At 44.9% G+C, this 21,252-nt stretch carries 17 protein-coding genes and 1 tRNA gene; 11 read left to right on the top strand and 7 right to left on the bottom strand.

Annotated features, from left to right (window positions below; translation table 11 throughout):
• Positions 1–176: 176 nt before the first annotated feature.
• The 3 genes from ACFQ1X_RS06975 to ACFQ1X_RS06965 all read right to left on the bottom strand — a co-directional run bounded on the left by ACFQ1X_RS06975 (position 177) and on the right by ACFQ1X_RS06965 (position 1,930).
• A complete protein-coding gene (locus tag ACFQ1X_RS06975; RefSeq protein ID WP_144837781.1) occupies positions 177–611 on the bottom strand; it encodes a GNAT family N-acetyltransferase in 435 nt (144 codons plus the stop codon).
• Positions 612–1,130, bottom strand: coding sequence for a YjcG family protein (locus ACFQ1X_RS06970; protein WP_144837779.1), 519 nt, complete (start codon positions 1,128–1,130; stop codon positions 612–614).
• 77 nt (positions 1,131–1,207) lie between these two features.
• Positions 1,208–1,930 (bottom strand): alpha/beta hydrolase, encoded by a 723-nt coding sequence (locus tag ACFQ1X_RS06965; RefSeq protein ID WP_144837777.1) that lies wholly within the window; start codon positions 1,928–1,930, stop codon positions 1,208–1,210.
• A 103-nt stretch (positions 1,931–2,033) separates the two neighbouring features.
• On the opposite strand from ACFQ1X_RS06965, the gene ACFQ1X_RS06960 reads away from it, so the two are divergent.
• From ACFQ1X_RS06960 to ACFQ1X_RS06945, 4 genes are all read left to right on the top strand, one after another.
• Positions 2,034–2,627, top strand: coding sequence for a phosphatidylglycerophosphatase A family protein (locus ACFQ1X_RS06960; protein ID WP_144837775.1), 594 nt, complete (start codon positions 2,034–2,036; stop codon positions 2,625–2,627).
• 123 nt (positions 2,628–2,750) lie between these two features.
• Positions 2,751–3,689 carry a TAXI family TRAP transporter solute-binding subunit gene (locus ACFQ1X_RS06955; RefSeq protein ID WP_144837773.1) on the top strand — a complete coding sequence of 313 codons (939 nt, stop codon included), beginning with the start codon at positions 2,751–2,753 and terminating at the stop codon, positions 3,687–3,689.
• An 81-nt stretch (positions 3,690–3,770) separates the two neighbouring features.
• Positions 3,771–4,295 (top strand): DUF1850 domain-containing protein, encoded by a 525-nt coding sequence (locus ACFQ1X_RS06950; RefSeq protein ID WP_144837771.1) that lies wholly within the window; start codon positions 3,771–3,773, stop codon positions 4,293–4,295.
• Positions 4,285–6,321, top strand: coding sequence for a TRAP transporter permease (locus tag ACFQ1X_RS06945; protein ID WP_144837769.1), 2,037 nt, complete (start codon positions 4,285–4,287; stop codon positions 6,319–6,321). Before ACFQ1X_RS06950 ends, ACFQ1X_RS06945 begins: the two co-directional genes overlap by 11 nt.
• Before the next feature lie 148 nt (positions 6,322–6,469).
• On the opposite strand, the gene ACFQ1X_RS06940 is transcribed toward ACFQ1X_RS06945, so the two are convergent.
• From ACFQ1X_RS06940 to ACFQ1X_RS06930, 3 genes are all read right to left on the bottom strand, one after another.
• A tRNA-Val gene (locus tag ACFQ1X_RS06940) sits at positions 6,470–6,542 on the bottom strand.
• A gap of 97 nt (positions 6,543–6,639) precedes the next feature.
• On the bottom strand, positions 6,640–7,356 hold the full coding sequence (locus ACFQ1X_RS06935) for a thermonuclease family protein (RefSeq protein WP_144837767.1): 717 nt from the start codon (positions 7,354–7,356) through the stop codon (positions 6,640–6,642).
• 129 nt (positions 7,357–7,485) lie between these two features.
• Entirely contained in the window at positions 7,486–7,629 is a 144-nt protein-coding gene (locus ACFQ1X_RS06930; protein WP_379081866.1) for a hypothetical protein, read from the bottom strand.
• 123 nt (positions 7,630–7,752) lie between these two features.
• Here ACFQ1X_RS06930 and ACFQ1X_RS06925 point away from each other — a divergent pair, with 123 nt between their 5' ends.
• Positions 7,753–8,676 (top strand): Gfo/Idh/MocA family protein, encoded by a 924-nt coding sequence (locus tag ACFQ1X_RS06925; RefSeq protein WP_144837765.1) that lies wholly within the window; start codon positions 7,753–7,755, stop codon positions 8,674–8,676.
• Between the two features lie 24 nt (positions 8,677–8,700).
• Positions 8,701–10,089, top strand: coding sequence for an aldehyde dehydrogenase (locus ACFQ1X_RS06920; RefSeq protein WP_144837763.1), 1,389 nt, complete (start codon positions 8,701–8,703; stop codon positions 10,087–10,089).
• Between the two features lie 162 nt (positions 10,090–10,251).
• Here ACFQ1X_RS06920 and ACFQ1X_RS06915 read toward each other — a convergent pair whose 3' ends face one another.
• Positions 10,252–11,823 (bottom strand): ATP-binding protein, encoded by a 1,572-nt coding sequence (locus ACFQ1X_RS06915; RefSeq protein WP_144837761.1) that lies wholly within the window; start codon positions 11,821–11,823, stop codon positions 10,252–10,254.
• Positions 11,824–11,926: 103 nt separating this feature from the next.
• Here ACFQ1X_RS06915 and ACFQ1X_RS06910 point away from each other — a divergent pair, with 103 nt between their 5' ends.
• The 5 genes from ACFQ1X_RS06910 (at position 11,927) to ACFQ1X_RS06890 (ending at position 20,894) form a co-directional block, all read left to right on the top strand.
• Positions 11,927–12,979: a M42 family metallopeptidase gene (locus ACFQ1X_RS06910; RefSeq protein ID WP_144837759.1), complete on the top strand. Its 1,053-nt coding sequence runs from the start codon at positions 11,927–11,929 to the stop codon at positions 12,977–12,979.
• 14 nt (positions 12,980–12,993) lie between these two features.
• Positions 12,994–14,454 (top strand): UDP-N-acetylmuramoyl-L-alanyl-D-glutamate--2,6-diaminopimelate ligase, encoded by a 1,461-nt coding sequence (locus tag ACFQ1X_RS06905; protein ID WP_144837757.1) that lies wholly within the window; start codon positions 12,994–12,996, stop codon positions 14,452–14,454.
• 106 nt (positions 14,455–14,560) lie between these two features.
• Positions 14,561–16,129: a peptide chain release factor 3 gene (locus ACFQ1X_RS06900; protein WP_144837755.1), complete on the top strand. Its 1,569-nt coding sequence runs from the start codon at positions 14,561–14,563 to the stop codon at positions 16,127–16,129.
• A gap of 499 nt (positions 16,130–16,628) precedes the next feature.
• Positions 16,629–19,688, top strand: coding sequence for an efflux RND transporter permease subunit (locus ACFQ1X_RS06895; RefSeq protein WP_144837753.1), 3,060 nt, complete (start codon positions 16,629–16,631; stop codon positions 19,686–19,688).
• A gap of 120 nt (positions 19,689–19,808) precedes the next feature.
• Positions 19,809–20,894 carry an SDR family oxidoreductase gene (locus ACFQ1X_RS06890; RefSeq protein ID WP_144837751.1) on the top strand — a complete coding sequence of 362 codons (1,086 nt, stop codon included), beginning with the start codon at positions 19,809–19,811 and terminating at the stop codon, positions 20,892–20,894.
• Positions 20,895–21,252 lie beyond the last annotated feature (358 nt).

The raw sequence follows: 21,252 nt of genomic DNA, 5'->3' as shown, positions 1-21,252 counted from the left end.
CCGAAGCTAGCGTAAGCGATGCAGGGACAGAGACAGGAGCATCGGTTTTCGTAGCGACTGAGGAGGCTTAGGCCGCTCCCCGCGGAAAGCGTCCGTCTAGAGCGTAATGATTAGAGAAGTTAACTTGTTCTCGACAATCAAAAAAATCCAGCCCTCTAATTTTGAGGGCTGGATTTTTAATCGTGAAGATTCTTTTCCATTGTACGATGCGGGATTCCCGCGTCGAGGAATTCCGGAGAAGTCACGGTGTAGTTCAATTTTTCATAAAAAGGGATAGCGTACGACTGGGAGTTCAGCTTCAAGGTCGACATCCCTGCCGATCGCGCATATGACTCCATCGCATCCATCATCAGGACACCAACGTGCTGTCCGCGGAATTCAGGCAAAACTGAAACCCTTTCGACTTTACCGATGCCGTTTTCAATTTCGCGGATGCGTCCAGCAGCTATCGGCTGCTGAAGGTTATATCCGACGAAATGGGTGGCAGTGCTATCGTACTCGTCCATTTCGATATGAAGAGGCACTTGCTGTTCATCGACAAAGACTTTTCTGCGAATATCAAAGGCCTGTTCTTTTTCGAGTTCACTTTCAGCTATTTTTACTTTCTGCAATTATTGCTCATCTCCAGTCAGGCGGAATGTATCGTAGACTGTCCAAGAGCCGTCATCCAACTTATACAGAAGGTGAATCCGGTCAATTGTTTCTTCGTGGTCGATACCCGCCATTTTTAATTGTCCAAAAATATCAGAATGCTCGGAATCGGATAATTTTTGGGCAATCGTGATGTGAGGAACAAATGAATAATCCGGCATGCCACCGAAGAAGTCAGAATGCAGATCCTCATGCAGCTCAAGAATTTCCTGTACAGGTTCAACTTTGAAATAAAGTGTGTTGGTCACAGGTGAAAATGAGCTTACTCGCGTTGCATGAAGTTTGAAAGGTGTGTGGCGTTTAGCGATTTTCGCCATTTCTTCCACAATATCTTTAATTTCTGCGCCATTCGCTTCAAACTCATCCTTCAACGTAATATGAGGTGTAATCAACTCATAATGAGGGTCATAGCGTTTGCGATAAGAATTGGCGATGTCCTGTAATTTTTTGGACGGAAATGCTGCAACACCGTATTTCATAAATAGGCCTCCTCGTAAAATATAAATCTTAACTCCTTACAGTATAACAAAAGAAAGTATTAAATTGCGAATTCGGTTTAAACGCCAAAGTTTTGTATCAAAGCGCGTTTCAAATCCGGTTGCCAATATTTCCAGGTATGGCCGCCATCAAATTCCTCATAAAACAGCGGGAAAGATTTATCTTTCAGCAATTGATGCAGTTCCCGGTTGGGTTCGAGGAAATCCGCCGTTTTGCCAGACGTCAGTTTGACGTCTGTTTCGCCCTTGCCAATTACATGATAGACAGTAAAAGCATAGGCAGAATTGAAATTGGAAACAGTCTCCAACATTTCGGGTCCAACTTTTGGCGATTGGAGGATGACTCGGCCGAAAATATTGGGGTATTTCAAAGCGGCCATCAAACTGACGGTGGCTGCAAGTGAGTCGCCAATCAGTGTCCGACCCATACCAACCTGGTAAGTAGGATATTTTTCATCCAGGAAAGGAGCAAGTTCGTGGGCCAGGAATCTCAGATAAGCTGCATGCTGAGCGCCGGACGGTTCATATTTATTGTTTCTGTCCTCGACGCTCTTATAAGGGACTCCGACAAAAATAATGTTTTCAATTTCGCGGTTTTCCAGCAATTCGTCGACCACTCGGGGCACTCTGCCCAATTGGAAATAATCTTTGCCGTCGGATGCAATGACGATGCTGTATTTGTATAATGGTGAATAATTGTAAGGAAGGTGAACAAGCAACTGCATGTCTTCCTGCAATTCTTCACTGTAAAGCGTTAAATCTTCGACTTTTCCTTTATTCATGATGATGCCTCCTTGAGCGTTTTTGTATAAAAATTGTATCATATTCAGCGTGCAAGGTATAATGAGGGAGCAGGTATCCAAACAAGAGAGAGGGGTTTTTGATATGGAAGGAATCGATGGCGGGCAATACAGGGTACATTCAGATGCTGTGACGAAAGCTGCGCATGAGGCACTGGAAAGACGCGGTGTTTCAATTGAAGAAATTGCTAAAATCGTGTTTGAAATGCAGGAGCCTTTCAATGAAGGGCTGCAAATATCACATTGCATCGAATCGGTGGAAAGCGTTTTACAAAAAAGGGAGATGCAGCATGCCTTGCTGGTTGGCGTAGAACTGGACGTTCTGGCCGAACAGGGAAAGCTTTCAGCACCCTTGCAACAGATTGTCGATACGGACGAAGGGTTGTTCGGTGTTGATGAAATGATCGGGCTTGGTGCTGTATTGACTTATGGCAGTATCGCCGTTACAACATTCGGTCATCTTGATCGCAATAAAATTGGCGTCATCCGTGAACTTGATACAAAAGTAGGGGGGCAAGTCCATACATTTCTGGATGATCTGGTAGCCAGTATCGCAGCATGTGCAAGCGCAAGAATTGCGCATCGGCAACGGGATTTAGAGGAAAAAGGGAAAGATTTCAAAGATATTTCTCCTGATGAAACTGCTCCTGAGCTGCATGTGGATGGAACAGACACTTAAGGGCAATTACAACTTTCCTGTGTAAACGGTTACCCGATCGAAAATTGATTAACACTTGGATATAAAGTCATGGTATTATTACTTAAGAAACAAGTAAAAATTATAATAAGGGGAGGTCAAATTATGGCGAAAAAGAAATTAGGTTTATTCGCAGGAGTTGCGCTGGCTGGTTCAGTATTGCTGGCGGGATGTGGTGATGAACCAGAATTCATCAGTATCTTAACGGGGGGAACAACAGGAACTTATTACCCGTTGGGCGGAGCAATGGCCAATATCATTGAAGAGGAAACAGGTCTTGATACTACGGCTGAGGTATCACAGGCTTCTGCTGCAAATATGACTGCACTGGCTGACGGAGATGCAGAAATTGCATTCGTTCAGACGGATACCGCTTTCTATGCTTCAGAAGGTTCGAACATGTTCGATGGTGAAGTGATCGATACAGTTTCTGCCATCGGTGCATTGTATCCGGAAACAATCCAATTGGTAACAATTGAAGGTTCAGGAATCACTTCATTTGATGACCTTGCAGGAAAATCAATTTCCGTTGGAGCTCCAGGGTCAGGAACTTATATTAATGCTGAACAATTGCTTGAAATCCACGGATTGTCGATGGATGATATCGATGCTCAGAACCTTGACTTCGGCGAATCACAGGAAAGCCTTCAATCAGGACAAATCGACGCTGCTTTCATCACAGCAGGTACGCCGACAGGTGCTGTTGAAAGTTTAGGCGCTACTTCTGATGTAGTAATCGTTCCTGTTGAGCAGGACAAAGCCGATGAACTGATCGAGAAATATCCTTATTACGCTCACGATACTGTGCCATCAGGCATCTATGGCCTGACCGAAGAAGTTCCGACAGTTTCGGTATTGGCTATGCTTGTTGTACAAAATGATCTTTCTGAAGATCTTGTATACGACATTACGGCAGCCATCTATGAAAACACAGATCAGATCCAGCACGCAAAAGCTGAATTCATTCAGGCTGAAACGGCTCTTGATGGAATCGGAATCGATATCCATCCAGGTGCACAAAGATATTTTGATGAAGTAAACTAGTCGAATACTCTTGAATAACTGACGATAAAGCGAAAGCTTTATCGTCGTTATTTGTTTATGTACAATGGAGGAGAATAGCCCATGCGAACAAAATTCAAGCAGCGTATTCTTCTGATTCTGATTGCCCTCATATTAATCAGCTCCGCGTCAGTATTAATCCCGCTCCAAAGAAGTATCGTGTTTATCGACAGCGACACAAAGAGCCTGGCAGCGTATTCTCTATTGACTCAACCCCGCTTTAAGATAAAATATACACATTCAATCCATTTGTCCGACGTAATTGAAAGTTTTGAAGTCCTTCCCGATCACACTCTGAAGATGGTCGAGCTGGAATATGAGGATTTTAATATTGGAATGCCATCGAATGCAGGAGAAGGCGAGGTTTTTGTCGAAAAAGACGGTAAGTATTTCATTAAGAATATGGACAGGCAATTGGCTGAATTCCGTATCTTGATCGGCGATGTGGATGCCGGCCTTTTTCTGATGAAAAATGAGGAAGTCTATGATTTGAAAAAGACACTCGTCAGAGGGGGAACGTATACGTTTCGTATTCAGCGACTGTCTATTTTCCAGCAACTAAAAGGAGTGAATATTGATGAGCAATAAATTACCGCCGGAAGAACGGAAAGAGAAGAAACTGCCGCCGGAAGATGATGATACATACGTTTCCGAAGAAAAGCAGAAGGAAATTCTGCAAAGGTACGATCCTGAATCCAACACTCGTGATTTAGCTGGAATCATGAAACATGTCGTATTTTACGGCTTACTGGCATTTGCACTGTTTCAGCTGTATACCGCGATCTTTGGGCAATACACAGCTTATATTCAACGGTCTATTCACTTGGGCTTTGCACTGTCTTTGATTTTTATCCTGTTTCCCGCACGCAAGCGTAAAGGTGTCAAGCATAAAGTGGCCTGGTATGATTTTATTCTCGCATTGTTGTCAGTCGGTGTCGGTGCCTATTGGCCGATCATGTATGATGACCTGGTTTTCCGAATCGGAAGGGTTACTGAACCGGATCTGATAGTAGGGACAATAGCGGTGCTGTTGACGCTGGAAGCGACACGAAGAGCCGTGGGTATGCCAATCACAATCATTGCATCGTTATTCCTGACATATGCATTTTTTGGTCCTTATTTCCCTGGGTTCATGCGTCACAGAGGGCAGGATTTGGATTCATTGATCCAATTGATGTTCTTCACAACTGATGGTATACTCGGGACGCCAATCGGTGTTTCCGCCACCTTTATATTCACTTTCCTGCTCTTCGGCTCCTTCCTGGTGAAGACGGGAGTAGGCCAATACTTTAATGACCTGGCAGTTTCACTTGCCGGTAATTTGACCGGCGGACCTGCAAAAGTTGCAATCTTTTCGAGTGCCCTGCAGGGAACAATTTCCGGCAGCTCGGTAGCAAACGTAGTTACATCCGGTTCTTATACGATTCCAATGATGAAAAAATTGGGATATAAAAAGGAATTTGCCGGAGGCGTCGAAGCTGCCGCATCCACAGGCGGGCAATTGATGCCGCCGATCATGGGGGCCGCGGCTTTCCTGATGGTTGAATTTATCGGAGGTGTCACTTACTGGGAAATTGCCAAAGCGGCAGCGATACCAGCACTCCTCTATTTCACAGGCGTCTGGATCATGACGCATTTTGAAGCGAAGCGGATTGGCCTGAAAGGGCTGTCCCCGGAAGAAATGCCTGATCGCAAAGAAGTTTTGAAGAAAATCTATTTGCTGACACCGATTTTTGCGATCATCATTTTCCTGTTGATCGGTATTCCTACGATGCAAGCTGCATTATATGGGATTGTGCTGACGATTGTTGTCAGCTCATTCAATAAAGAAACGCGTTTAAATTTCAAAGACATGATTTATGCACTGGTTGATGGTGCCCGCACAGCGCTCGCGGTAGCAGCAGCTACCGCTGCAGCAGGTATCATCGTCGGAGTGGTCGTTAAAACCGGTCTTGGCCTGGGCCTTGCAAATGGACTGGTTTCTGCTTCAGGCGGAAACGTCCTGTTAACTTTATTCTTTACGATGCTGGCGGCAATTGTTCTTGGTATGGGTTCGCCGACAACGGCAAACTATGTAATCACATCCACAATTGCGGCTCCTGCCATCATCACGTTGCTGATGCTTGAATATCCTGAAGGTGCGGCGACGCCTTTAGTTGTAGCATTGTCTGCCCATCTATTCGTATTCTATTTCGGTATTATCGCCGATATAACCCCACCGGTAGCGCTGGCAGCATTCGCCGCCTCCGGTATTTCGGGCGGAGAGCCTATACGGACCGGTTTTAACGCCGCCAAACTGGCGATTGCCGCGTTCATCATTCCTTATATGTTCGTGCTGTCGCCTTCGCTGTTGATGATTGATACGACCTGGCCCGAACTCATATGGGTCCTGATCACCGCCATTACGGGGATGATTGCAATCGGGGCCGGTTTAATCGGTTACTGGTACCGCAAACTTTATTGGTTTGAACGGATTATCACATTTGTGACCGGTATTGCATTGATTTACCCTGAAGGGATGTCAGATTTAGTTGGTGCCGGAGTCTTTATCGTGTTGTTCATTATCCAATGGATCTCCCGCGATAAAAAAGAACCGAAGACTATCGAAGCTTAACCAGAACCGCCGAAAACGCGAAATTTTGCGGCTTTCGGCGGTTTGTTTATTGGCTGAATAACAACATAAAAAAGCCGCCACCCGAAGGTGACGGCTTTTTTCTTAGCAGACTTTGTTCCTAAAACCTGCTGCGGACTCTAAGGTCCTATGATTCCTACTGGGCTCGAACCAGCGACCTCTACCCTGTCAAGGTAGCGCTCTCCCAGCTGAGCTAAGGAATCGCATTTTTTTCAAGGACATTTATTATTATATCGCGCCAATGAAAAAAGTCAATACTCGGAGAAAGAATTCTATTTCAGTATAAACCTTCATGTTGACCTATTGGCCGGCACTTCTGAAACCATTGTCACGGGCTTCCTGTTCGGAACAAAACCATTCCTCCGGATTTGTTTGGCCATATGAATGGCTGCCGGGCATATGGTAAATCCTATCACCACTGCGGTTGATATTTCCTTTGATGTCGCAATCACCAGTTTCGGTCACAGTATTGCCGCTTTCTATTTCGCTGATTGCATCGCTGTCGAAGCCGCGGTCTGTTGCGTAATTGTCAAATTGCCAGACGCCGATGCGCTGTTCTTCAGCCAGCTGCTCAGCTTCTTTATACTCATCCAGATACCGTGTATTTGGCGGGAACACATAGGCGACCCGAGCATGGCCAGTTTCCAGAAGCTGCTCCTGTACACTTTCGCCGTCCACGTAAACATATGCCAGCAGACGGCTGTAGTCATCGAAACGATCACCGGCATCAAATTCAATCGATACATCGCCCGACTCGAGAAGTCTCCGGTTTTCCTCAGTCGCTTCTTTGCCAAGAGGCTGCTCGCCGTAGCTGGGATGATTGATTTCAGGGGTATCTACCAATAAGTACCTGACAGTCGTTTCCCTGCCATCGTATAAGATTCTGATCGTATCACCGTCGATAACATAAAGGACCTCGACAGGCACCTGGTTATCGTTTTCAGCAGTGTCAAAAGAATTGGTGGGGTTGCAAGCAGATAAAAACATAGTGATGAGAATAGCTGCTATCAGTTTCATGAAGATCGCCTCTTTCATATTCTCATTATATTTAGCTGGAACAGGAAATGCAAAACGCCTTTTTCAATATCTCAATTGAAAAAGGCGTTTTTATGTAGGCTTCCGACGGGAAATGAGGACTGTGCCCAATTAAAGCCGGGGCTCCATTTCCTGATTGGCTTCGCTGTAATAAAGAAAGGTTTCTTCTTCTATATCTTCAAGCTTCTCTTTGTTCAGGCCGATTTCCAATTGGCCGCTGAATACGGGTTCCCACCAATTTGTGTTTTCGTTCATAAATAAATTCCTCCTCTGAAATATTATGAGTTAATTGTTTGACTATTCCATACCCTTAAAGGTTACACTTATAAACAGCAGGTTCGAAAATAAGCCTTTTGGCCTTATAGGGAGAGATTGACCATGATTTCGATTGGTATTATAGGTGCTGGCATTGTTGGTGAGCGCATCATCAAGCAGATCCAGCAAGAAGACGGCATTGAAATAGTGGCGGTTTTCGATGGAAATCGCAGCCGTCTGGAAGAGCTGGAAAAGAATTATAGTGTACCGATTGCCGGTACTCTTGATGAAATCCTTTATTCAAAAGCTGACTGGATATATATCGGAACACCCCCAGCTTCTCACGCAGAAATCGCCAAACTCGCTGCGGATGCCGGTATCAATGTGTTAAGTGAAAAACCGCTTGCCCACGATGTGGCAGCTGGAGAACAAATGGTTAAGGCTGTCACAGAAAATCGGGTCCGCTCAGCGATGCACTTTCCTCTTATGTATAGCGCGGCGGTGCACGAATTGGCAAAACGCGCCAAAAACGGCAGTATTGGCAAGGTCCAAAGAATCGAGCTGCAGACAGTATTTCCCGTTTGGCCGCGTCCATGGCAGCAAACCCCATGGATTGCTTCAAGGCTCGAGGGAGGCTTTATACGTGAGATATTCCCGCATTATCTTCAATTGATTGAAAGGATTTTCGGGGAAATTTCATTCTCATCCCATCAGGTCACTTATCCGGAACAGCCGGATTTATGTGAAACAGGTGTGATTGCCCATGGAATCGCGAATGACAACATCCCGTTATTGGTATCGGGAATCAGTGGTGTTGGACAGAAAGAGCTTCTTCAATTTAAAATCTATGGAAGCGACGGCGTTTTGACATTGGAGAATTGGTCTCAGCTTTATGTCTCAGAAGGCCAGGGGGACAGGGTTGCGATTACGGATTTTGCAGAAGTGCCGAGCTTGTTTGAAGAAATGAAAGCAAAATCGACTGCGCTGGTGCCGTTCGAAGAAGGATTGAGTGTGCAGCGCCATATCGATCATTTAGTCCAGGAATAACCGAAATTTACAGGAGGCTATTACATGAATTTTAATGCCAATGATGTCGAAAGAATGATTCAGGAACAAAAGAACTTCTATTATACAGGTGCCACCCGCTCTGCTGATTTCCGCAAAGCACAACTCGAGAACCTCAAGCAGGCCATTATTGCCAACGAAGAAGTTGTCATTGAGGCACTGGAGCGGGATTTGGGGAAAAGTGAATTTGAAGCTTATGCAACGGAAATAGGCTTGGTACTCGACAGTATAGGCAATATGCAAAAGAATCTTGATGACTGGATGGAACCGGAAAAAATTAAGACGCCTTTGCATCTGCAGCCATCGAAAAGCTTTATTATCCGTGAGCCTTACGGTTCTGTTTTGATCATTGGACCTTTCAATTATCCATTCCAATTGGTGATGGAACCATTGATCGGGGCCATCGTGGGCGGTAATTGTGCCATCGTCAAGCCTTCTGAAACGACGCCGCATGTGGCACGCGCCGTGAGAATCGTCCTTGAAGAAGCATTCCCTACATATTTTGTGCGGGTTGTCGAAGGAGAACGCGACGAAGTGACGGCATTAATCCACGCTTCATTCGATTATATTTTCTTTACCGGCAGCGTGAAAGTCGGGAAAATCGTTATGAAAGCAGCTTCGGAAAGATTGACACCAATCACTTTGGAGCTGGGCGGCAAAAGCCCGGCGATCGTTGACCAAACTGCGGATCTTGATCTGGCAGCGAAACGAATTGCCTGGGGCAAACTGATGAATACGGGCCAAACGTGTATAGCACCTGATTATGTTTGTGTCCATGAATCCGTTAAAGACGAATTCATAAAGAAATTAACGAAAACCATCAGCGGCTTCTATGGCAAAAATGCGCAGGCAAGTCCGGATTACGGGCGAATCGTTTCGACCTCCCATTTCGACCGTTTGGCTGAAATTATCGAAAAAGAAGCAGCCAACATCGTTTACGGCGGTAAGACAGATCGTTCGAATCTTTATATCGAACCGACGGTGCTGGATAATATTTCCTGGAATGATCCTTCCATGGAAGATGAAATTTTCGGTCCGGTTTTGCCGATTATCACGTATCAGGATTTGCCGCTTCTTCTGCGCCAGATTCGTCAGCTCCCTAAGCCCCTGGCAGCATACATGTTCTCGGAAAACGAGCGGGCAACTGACTTTTTCCTTGAAGAATTGCCATTTGGCGGAGGCTGCATCAATGATACGATATCCCATATCGTCAATGTTAACTTGCCCTTCGGCGGAGTGGGGCCATCAGGCATGAACTCTTATCATGGCAAATGGAGTTTTGAAACCTTTACCCATGCCAAATCGATCCTGAAAAAATCGACGAAGTTATCGACGAATGTTTTATTTCCTCCTTATAAAAACAAAGTGAAATACGTCAAAGGAATATTGAAATAAGCGGTCTGCGGATTGCTACTATGACTTTGAAATTTAAAACGGCAAAATGGAATTCGAACTTGAAATCAATGCCGTCGATGGAACAATCCTGAAATTTGAGCAGGACGATGATGACGATTAAAAAATCCAATGAAAATAAACAGGAGCCATTGAGGCTCCTGTTTATTTTGTAGGCAGCAATACTTCGGCAATTGTTCCTTTTCCAGCTATGCTTTCCAGTTTCAGCGATCCGCCATGATCCTGAATGATCTTCTGTGAAATGAGAAGGCCAAGGCCAGTCCCATTTTCTTTGGTGGTATAAAACGGTTCGAAAATCCTGTTCAAACTTTCAGAAGACATGCCACCGCCATTGTCGGAAATTTTAATGGATACGTTTTTATCGCTTTCAGAAGAGATGGTCAGCTCGATCGTTCCACAAGGGTTTATAGCTTCAACTGAATTCTTTAACAGGTTAATAAAGACCTGTTTTAAGGAATTCTCCTCACCAGAAAGAGTATAATCCGTTTCACCGCTCCAATTCTCTTTAAAAACAATGCCTTTCAAATTGAATTCGGAACTGAAAAGGAGCGTCAGATTATCAATCAGCCCTCTGAGGCTTAAACTTTTTATTGCCGGGGCCTGAGGTTTGGCGAGAACCAGAAACTCACTGATGATCAAATTGATTCTTTCCAATTCAGAATGGATGATCTTAGTGTATTCAGGGTATGGATGTTTGGCGTCCTGCTGCATGATCTGAACAAAACCTGAAATGACCGTCATCGGGTTTCTGATTTCATGAGCGACACCGGCTGCAATTTCACCTGCGAGTTTCAACTTCTCACTTTGGAGGAGCAAATGTTCCGATTCTTTCTGGAAGCTGATATCCCTTGAAATGACGGATGTGGCAATGACTTTTCCTTTGTTGTCGAATATGGGAGAAAGTGTGATCTGAGCATGAAATCTGGTGCCATCCTTTTTCATATCAACTGTATCGAGCAAAGTGAAACTTTTTCCTTTCAATAACTCCAAAGCCTGCAGTTCAGCAACTTCATCTTTTTCTACAGGATAAGGTTTTATCTTTGTGCCGAAGGAATCTTTGGCTGACCATCCGTATAATTCCTCAAATGCCGGATTGATTGCAATTACCCTATTATCTTTATCAAATACTGCCATTGCATCTTTTGCTGTTTCAAAAAATAATTGAAGATACCCTTCACGGGATATGAGTGCTTCTTCCATAGATTTATTTTTTTCATGTAATTGCTGCCAGAGCCGGCTGAAATAAAATGTGTGGAAGAATGTGAGCAGCAGTACAACGGTCAGGAAAGTGAAGATAGTAAGATGATCATATTGCTGGATGGGCGTCCTGTCCAATTGCCCGAAAAAGAAAATCAGTATAAGAAGTTCAAACATCGTCCAGGCAGTCAAAACCACCATCGGCCTGAACGCGTTGGTGAGCGCTGCGGTAATTAGCGGTAAGGCAAAGTAAACAAGTGTCACTGCTGATAGTGACTCCAGATTTAAGATAAATAGATAAATGTTCATTGCATACAATAAGATTGCCCGCAGAGCTTTTACGTTTATCCGCTGTTTAAGCAGGTACAATACGAAATACACCAAAACGCCGAATATTGGAGCCCATTCGGCTGCATTGAATGGAAAAATTACATTTAAAAATATATGTAAAATACTGGCGAAACCGAATATGTGCAGAAATAATCTGTTTTTCTGTCGATTGGCATTCGAATGTTTCATTGCGCACCTCTGGAATTTGTTGGATTCATTAATAATACTACAGTAAAGACTGTGCGAAAACGTTGGATTTTGATATGATTAGACTATTAAGGGGGCATCATGCATGACATATCAATGGAATTCGAAAGAAACGATTGGGCTTTTGGGTGAATTGACAGGGATTCCGAGTCCTTCAGGTTATACTATGGAAATCATGGATACGATTAAAAAAATGATGGCCAGCTGGGAAGTAGAACATATTACAACAAATAAAGGCGGCATCATTGCTACAATCAAAGGAGAAAATGATGAGCGGCACCGATTATTGACCGCCCACGTGGATACGCTCGGGGCGATGGTCAAAGAAATCAAACCTTCCGGCCGTCTGAAACTTTCTCTTGTTGGGGGCTTTAAATTCAATGCGATTGAAGGAGAGAATTGCCTCATACATACTGCTTCCGGAAAAACATTGACTGGTACCATCCTGCTTCACCAGACGACTGTCCATGTCTACAAAGATGCTGGAACCGCAGAACGCAGTGCGGACAATATGGAAGTCAGAATTGATGAAAAAGCGTTTTCAGAAGATGCAGTCAGGGAACTTGGTATTGAGGTCGGTGATTTTGTGTCCTTTGATCCGAGGTTCGCAGCCCTTGAATCCGGTTTTGTCAAATCGCGCCATTTGGATGATAAGGCAAGCACAGCACTTTTGCTCCAATTGGTGAAGCATTTCAGTGAATCTTCCGAAAAGCTTCCATACACAACACACTTCTACATTTCCAATAACGAAGAAATCGGTTATGGTGGTAACTCCAATATTCCTCCTCAGACGGAAGAATATATTGCAGTCGACATGGGTGCTATTGGAGATGGCCAAACTTCTGATGAATATACAGTCTCCATTTGTGCAAAAGATTCAAGCGGACCGTACCATTACGGTTTAACCCGTCATCTGATCGCTTTGGCAAAGGATAAAAACATTGATTACAAAGTGGATATCTATCCATATTACGGCTCAGATGCATCAGCAGCGATCAGTGCAGGCTATGACGTAAAACATGCATTATTCGGTCCGGGAATAGAAGCTTCACATTCCTATGAACGGACTCATACAGATTCATTGAAAGCCTCGGCAGCATTGCTTTATGCATACGTAATGTCACCGCTGGTTTCCTGATTAGGAGGATTTTCATGAATAGCAGGGAGTTACTCGAAAATATTCCTTATAAACTTATCTCGGGAGAATTGCCTGAGAAAATTGAATACATCACGATGGATTCCAGAGAAGCCGTTCCGGGTTCATTGTTCGTCTGCATCGAAGGCTATACAGTCGATGGCCATGATTATGCCAAGCAGGCGACTGAATGTGGGGCTACGCTGATCCTTTCTGAAAAACCGGTTGAAGTGGAAGGGCCGGCGGTGCTGATTGTGGAAGATACCGTGCGCGCACTGGGCCAGCTGGCATCCAGATTTTACAGCTATCCCTCAAAAGATATCCAGATGATTGGAGTCACTGGGACGAACGGTAAAACCAGCGTAGCAGGAATGCTGCATTCGATGTTGATGGAATTGGGAGAAACGTCGGCATTGACTGGAACTATCGGTTTCAATTTGAATGGCGAATTGTTCCCTTCCGCAAATACGACTAGCGATGCTCTGACGACTCAGAAAATGATTGCGCGGGCAAAAGAGGCAGGCTGTTCACATATGACGATGGAGGTTTCATCTCATGGACTTGTGCTGGGCAGACTGGCAGGAGTTGAGTTCAACACGGCCATTTTTACAAACCTTACCCATGACCATCTTGATTTTCATGGGACGATGGAAGAATATGGCCATGCAAAAGGGCTGTTGTTCTCGCAACTCGGCCAGAATCTTCAGGAAAAGAAGCAGGCTGTTCTCAATGCGGATGATCCGTGGTCAGAACAATTTGAAAAAATGACTTCCCATTCAGTGTATACATATGGCATTGTCAATAATGCCTTGTTTAAAGCTGATAATATAGTCATGGACCACTTCGGAACTTCCTTCCGCTTATTGTGCCCTGAAGGCGAATTTCCGGTGTCAATGAAATTACTGGGGCATTTCAATGTCTCCAATGCATTGGCGGCAATTACGGCACTCTATGCAGAAGGCTTTGATTTGAAAAATATTCTGAAAGCGCTGGCGGCAATCGGCCCTGTCGAAGGCCGCATGCAAAAAGTTGTGATGGAAGCGCCAGTTACAGTGTACATCGATTATGCCCATACACCGGATGCTATTGAAAAAGCATTAGCAGCAGTTGCCGGTTTCAAAAAAAATAAAATCATTTTCCTCGTTGGCACCGGGGGCAACAGGGATAAATCGAAGCGGCCGAATATGGCGAAAAAAGCATCTTTTGCCGATTACGTGGTTTTGACCACTGATGATCCGAGAGATGAATCCTATGACAGCATTCTGAAAGACCTGGAAGTTGGTATGACGCATTCGAACTATGCTTGCATCGGCGACCGCGAAGAAGCGGTCAAACACGCTATCCAGCAGTCGGAGCCTGGTGATATCATTATTCTTGCCGGAAAAGGCCATGAGGATTATCAGATTATCGGAACGACGAAATATCCCCACAGTGACCAGGAAATTGCCAAACAGGAAGCAGTGAAAAAATTCAGTTGAAAAGAGGCCGTGAGCGGCTTCTTTTTTTATGGTACAGGGTTAAATGCCTTGTTTTTTCAGAAATCCTTCTCTAATATGAAGAGAGTAGATTAAAGGAGCGTAAAACATGTCAGTCCAAATTAAAAATGAAATTGAAAATAGAAGAACTTTTGCAATCATCTCCCACCCGGATGCCGGGAAAACGACCTTAACTGAAAAATTGCTGCTATTCGGTGGAGCCATTCGTGATGCCGGAACAGTCAAAGGGAAAAAAAGTGGGAAATTCGCTACATCCGATTGGATGGAAATCGAAAAGCAACGGGGAATTTCTGTTACCTCTTCGGTAATGCAGTTTGATTATGACGGACACCGGGTCAATATCCTGGACACTCCTGGTCACCAGGATTTCAGTGAAGACACCTACCGCACATTGATGGCAGTGGATAGCGCTGTCATGATTATCGACGTTGCGAAGGGAATAGAAGCGCAGACTGTGAAATTGTTTAAAGTCTGTAAAATGCGTGGCATTCCGATTTTCACATTCATCAACAAAATGGATCGCCAGGGTAAAGAGCCGTTGGAATTAATGGAAGAGTTAGAAGAAGTTCTTGGAATCCAGTCGTATGCCATGAACTGGCCGATCGGCATGGGGAAAGAATTTCTTGGTATTTATGACCGCTTTAACAAGCGTGTTGAACCTTTCCGCAGCGCAGGCGACAGATTCCTGCCGATTGACGAGGACGGGGAACTGGCAGTAGACCATGAAATGAAAAAGACTTCTTATTACACGCAGGCAATGGAGGATATTCAATTGCTCAATGAAGCCGGCAACGATTTTTCAATCGACCGTGTAAAAAAAGGCGAATTGACACCTGTTTTCTTCGGAAGTGCACTGGCCAATTTCGGCGTCCAGACTTTCCTGGAAACTTATCTGCAGTTTGCGCCGCCTCCTCAGCCGCGTATGACGAAAGAAGAAGACATTGTAGATCCGGTGGAAACTCCTTTTTCAGGGTTTGTCTTTAAGATTCAGGCCAATATGAATCCTGCCCACCGCGACCGGATTGCATTTGTCCGCATTGTTTCCGGAAAATTCGAGAAGGGGATGAACGTCACCTTGTCGCGTACCGGGAAGGCGTTCAGGCTTTCTCAGACGACCCAATTCCTGGCAGATGACCGTGAAATGGTAGCAGAGGCAGTTGCAGGTGATATTATCGGCTTGCACGATGTCGGCAATTATCAGATTGGCGACACGATTACGAGTGGCAAGAAGTTCCAATTCGAAAACCTGCCTCAATTTACACCGGAATTGTTTGTCAAAGTGACAGCGAAAAACGTCATGAAGCAAAAACATTTCCACAAAGGGATACTGCAGCTCGTACAGGAAGGCGCAATCCAGTATTACAAGACACTTCATATGGAAGAAGTCATTCTTGGTGCAGTAGGGCAATTGCAGTTCGAAGTATTCGAACACCGGATGAAAAATGAATACAATGTGGATGTCCGCATAGAACCGTTTGGTTCCAAAATCGCCAGATGGATTGAAAATGAGGAGGATGTCAAAGAATCGATGTCCAGCAGCCGCTCGATGCTGGTGAAAGACCGCTTCGATAATTTGGTGTTCCTTTTTGAAAACGAATTCGCCACACGCTGGTTCCAGGATAAGAACCCGGAAATCCGGCTTTACAGTTTACTGTAATCCCAAATAGTTATATTCGAAATCAGTTTAAAACCTGCCATAAGGCGGGTTTTTCTTTTTAATTATATAAGTTGAAGAAAAGAATTTGACTTACCACCTCTTCGGCGCTTTGGACAGAGCAAAGAATATGGTCCTGTGCAAGCTCGTCGCAAAGCAGGTGAGAAAACCAATCGTCTTATTATTGCTTCGCCCAGTCCGGAGACGCGCCGGCGCTAAGAGAGTTACTTAGATATGGAGCAAAACAGCGAAGTGTTGGCCGAAGGTAGTTCGGCCGACGCTTTGCGACGAAGCTAGCGCAGCGATGCAGGAGCACGGGTTTTGACAAGCAAGCTGTTTTGCGGAATATCGGCTACTAAAGATTATTTGTTCAACTTATATAGCAAGGAAAATTATGTTCACATTTTAATCAATTTCAATAAACTGTCAGAGGTTTAAGTTTGCGATGGCAGGCAGTTTTTCTTATGATAAAAGAACGAAGTATCAGAGAGGGTTTGACAAGATGCAATTAAGTGATTTCTCCATAAAAAGACCGGTATTGACGATGGTGACCATGTTTTTGGTTATTATTCTGGGTGCGGTGTCCTTCCTTAGGATTCCAGTTACTTTAATCCCCGAATTAAATCCGCCCATAGGGGTGGTGGTAACCAGTTACGATGGAGCCAGTCCTACAGAGGTTAACGAAACGGTGACAAAGCCTCTGGAAGCCAACCTTTCAACATTGCCTGGCATCGAGTCGATCCAGTCAACTTCTCAGGAAGGTTCAAATTTCATCCTTCTTGAATTTGACTGGTCCACCGAGATTGATGATGTTCAGAGTGACATTCTGCAACGCATCGATCAGACTTTCCTTCCGGAAGACGCCGGAACTCCTCAATTTCTGAAGTTTGATCCCTCCCAATTCCCGATTCTGCAATTGTCACTTCGGGCCACAGAGGCCGACGAGGACATTCGCGTTTTGGCAGAAGAACTGGAAACAGAATTGCTGCAGACCGAAGGAGTGGCAAATGTTAATATTTCAGGCAGTTTAATAGAAGAGATTTTAATTTCTCTGGACCAGGAACTGCTGGAAGAAAATGGCCTTCAGCAATCTGATATTGTGCAGGTGATCCAAGGAAGCAATATCTCTTTGCCGGGTGAACCGATTGAAAGTGAAGATGGACGGAATTTGACGACACGGATTATCAGCACATTGAACAGTCCTGAAGATATTGCAGATTTAGTGGTTACAGTAAATCCATTGGATGGCGAAAACCTGACAATCGGTGACGTTTCGGATGTTACGCTGGGTGAACGCGAACGCAGCAGCGAAACAAGAGCCAATCAGGAACCTGCTGTGCTGCTTTCAGCATTGCAGGAATCAGGAGCGAACACAGCAGATGTTTCCACTGCCTTCCAGGAACGACTGGACGAATTGCTCGAAGAAGAGAAATACAGTGCGGTAGAGGCTGACATCCTTTTTGACCAGGGGGATTATGTAAAGCTTGCTGTCGGAAATATTGGTCAAACATTAGTTTTTGGTGGTATTTTTGCCATGCTGGTCTTATTTTTCTTCCTGCGTGGAGTAAAAAGTCCGCTGATTATCGGCATTGCAATTCCTTATTCCGTCATTGTGACGTTTGTTCTAATGTATTTTGCCGATTTTGCACTGAATATTTTGACGCTCGGTGCACTGGCTTTGGGTATCGGGATGCTGGTCGATAACGCCATTGTTGTCATCGAGAATATTGAACGCCATCTGGCAATGGGCAAAGCTTCGAAAAAAGCGGCATCAGACGGAGCAAAAGAAGTGGCAGGGGCAATCACTGCTTCGACGCTCACTACAGTTGCAGTATTCGTGCCTGTCATCTTCATTTCCGGATTGATAGGCGAAATATTCTTTGAGTTTGCCCTGACAATTTCTTTCAGTCTGTTTGCTTCATTGGCAGTGGCATTGACCGTCATTCCGATGCTTGCATCCAGAATGCTGAGCAAGCCTAAAGGCAATGTTGAAGCGCGTAATAGAAGATCGAAAGGCCTTAAGAATTTTGAACGATCGATCAGATGGGCTTTACGCCACCGGGCGATTGTATTATTGATCACTTTGGTCTTTCTGGTGATCGGCGCTTTGGGTGTCTCCCAGGTGGGTACAGAATTTTTGCCGGCTACCGATGAAGGCTTTGTCAGTGTGTCCGTGGAGCTTGAAAATGGAGCAGCCACCTCAGCCACGAACGAAGTGGTTGCGATGATTGAAGAAGAACTGGAAACGGAAGAAGAAGTGGATGTTTATGTCAGTCTGGTGGGAACTTCCCAGCAGGGACAAGCTCAAGGTGCTGCTGAATCGAATGTGGCTGAGATTTATATCAAACTTGTAGATTTGGATGATCGAGAACGATCTGTTTTTGAGTTTGTTGATGATGTGCAGCCAACAATAAATGAAATAGTGGGCGAGCGTGCAGAAGTAGGATTCAATCTCCAGACTGCTGCAGGTTCATCACCGAACACACTGTCCTTTACAGTGACGGATACGGATCCTGTCAGATTGGATGAAGCCGTTCAACGGATCAATGATTCATTGAGCAGCCTGTCTACAGTCACCGAGTTGACGAATGACCGGGATGAAACCATTGATGAAATCCAGATGACCATCGACCGGGAGGCAGCTACCGAATATGGCATGGCTCCAGCGCAGATTGCTCAAACAGTAAATAATATTACAAGAGGTGTCCAAGCTTCTCAATTGATCACGGAACAGGATGAAGTTCTCGGAGTTTTTGTGGAAATCGATGAAGACTATCGAGACAGTTATGAGAACCTTCAGGAGCTCAGATTGCGTACGCCTTCCGGAACTTTTGTTGAATTGCAGGAGCTGGCAGACATTGAAATTGCCGAGGGTCCTGTGAGCATTCAACGCGTGGACCAGGCCGGCAGTGTAGCATTTACCCTTCAGCATCAGTCGGATGTTACGATGGGGGATATGTCGAGTGAAGTGGACGAAGCTTTAGAGGAGCTGAACCTCGATGAAGGAACCATGATCACATTCGGAGGAGACCGGGAATTGTTCGATAACGCCATCACCGACATGATTATGGCTGTTTTATTGGCGGTCGTACTCGTCTATCTGGTCATGGCAGCTCAATTTGAATCGTTCAAATATCCGTTTGTTATCATGTTTACTGTCCCGTTGATGGTAATCGGTGTCGCAATTGCGTTGTTCATTACACAGACACCAATCAGTATTACAGCTGTAATCGGCATACTGGTGCTCGTGGGAATTGTCGTAAATAACGGCATAGTGCTGGTGGATTACATCAATAAACGGAAAGACAGCGGGATGGAATCAGTTGATGCAATCATAACTTCGGTGCGTGACAGGATGCGTCCGATTCTCATGACTGCACTGACCACGATTCTGGGCTTGTCTCCTTTGGCGATAGGAATCGGCGAAGGAACGGAGATCAACCAGCCAATGGGGATAGCGGTCATCGGTGGTCTGATCAGTTCCACTTTCCTGACGCTTTATGTTGTCCCGGTTGTCTACAGCCTTTTTGATAAAGAAACAAGATTGATGAATAAAAAGTGAGCTCCCGGGCTCACTTTTTATTTTTGCATACTTTATTTGGAATATTTAGTATAATTGAAGAGCCAGAATTTTAATGCTTCAAACTATAACAAACATACATACATAGAGGAGGAAACTTGTTTGAGAGAAGCTGTATTTACAGGATTTCCGGGTTTCATTGCTAGCCAGTTAATCCGGAAATCGATTGGCCAGGACAAAGAAACCGGAATAACCGCAATAATTTTAGCTTCGGAGCGCAGCAATGCCGAAAGAGAAGCCGCCCGGATTCAGCAGGAAACCGGATGCCGTCCCATTCGGCTGTTGGAGGGAGATATCACGAAATCGGGGCTTGGTCTACAGCCGGAAGATAAAAGCCATCTGGAAAATAACAAGGTCATCTTTTGGCACCTTGCAGCAATCTATGATTTGGCAGTGCCGCGTGATTTGGCCTGGAAAGTCAATGTGGAAGGTACGGCCAACGTAAACAGCTTTGTTTCGGAGTTATCCAACCTGGAGCGCTATATGTATTTCAGTACGGCGTATGTTGCAGGAACCCGGCAAGGTGTTTTAAAAGAAGATGAATTGATCCGTCCGGAAGGGTTTAAGAACTTTTATGAAGAAACCAAGTTTGAAGCGGAAGTGCTGGTAGATGAGATGAAGGGAGACTTACCGGTCACAATTATCCGGCCAGGCATCGTACGGGGACATTCCAAAACTGGTGTAACGATTAAATTTGACGGTCCTTATTTTTTTCTGAATATGATTGACAGAATGCGGCATATGCCGGTCATCCCTTATATCGGAAATTCTTCTTCCTATATTAATGTGGTGCCGATTGATTACATATTGGAAGCTTCAATCTATCTGAGCCGTCTGGATGCGGCAGAAGGGCAGACCGTCCATTTAACCGATCCTGAACCCCATCCTGTAGAAGAGGTTTACCGTTCAATGGTTTATCACCACGCCGGCAAGGTCCCTAAAGGACGTCTTCCCAAAAAGGTGGCGTCACTGGGACTGGAATTGAAAGCAGTCAGGAAACTTCTTGGAGTTGAAATGGAAACTTTGGATTATATGGATTGGCCGGCGTCATTTGACACTGCCAATGCCCAGGAACTGTTGGCCGGCAGTGGAATTGAATGTGCCGATTTCCTGGAAACAATGCCCGAGATGGTGGCTTTTTATCAATTGCACAAACATGATAAAAGCTACCACATTCCAATCAAATGAAGTAACTATACGGTAGGGAGACTTTTGCCTTTTATCAGGCAAGGGTCTTCAGCTTGTTGAGAAATAAACATTAAAACCGATATTCCGCAAAACAGCTTCGCTTGCCAAAACCCGTGCTCCTGCATCGCTGTGCTGCTTCGTCGCAAAGAGCCGGCCTTGCAGGCTACGGCCAACTCTTGGCTCGCGCTGAGCTAACTCGGTCTCGTTGCACTTCGCCCGAGTGGATCTCAGCACTTCACTTGGACCCCTGGGCGTCTTCGCTTTTTTGCTCCATATCTCAGATTGCTTTCTCTAAGAGCATACACTTTTAAACCGATTTCAAGAAACAAGCATTCCGATTTTACATTGAACCTGTGTG

The sequence above is a fragment of the Metaplanococcus flavidus genome (genome assembly GCF_042675885.1).
Classification (GTDB): domain Bacteria; phylum Bacillota; class Bacilli; order Bacillales_A; family Planococcaceae; genus Planococcus; species Planococcus flavidus.
Note: the sequence above shows the minus strand (reverse complement) of the source record. Positions and strands in the feature narration are given on the sequence as shown.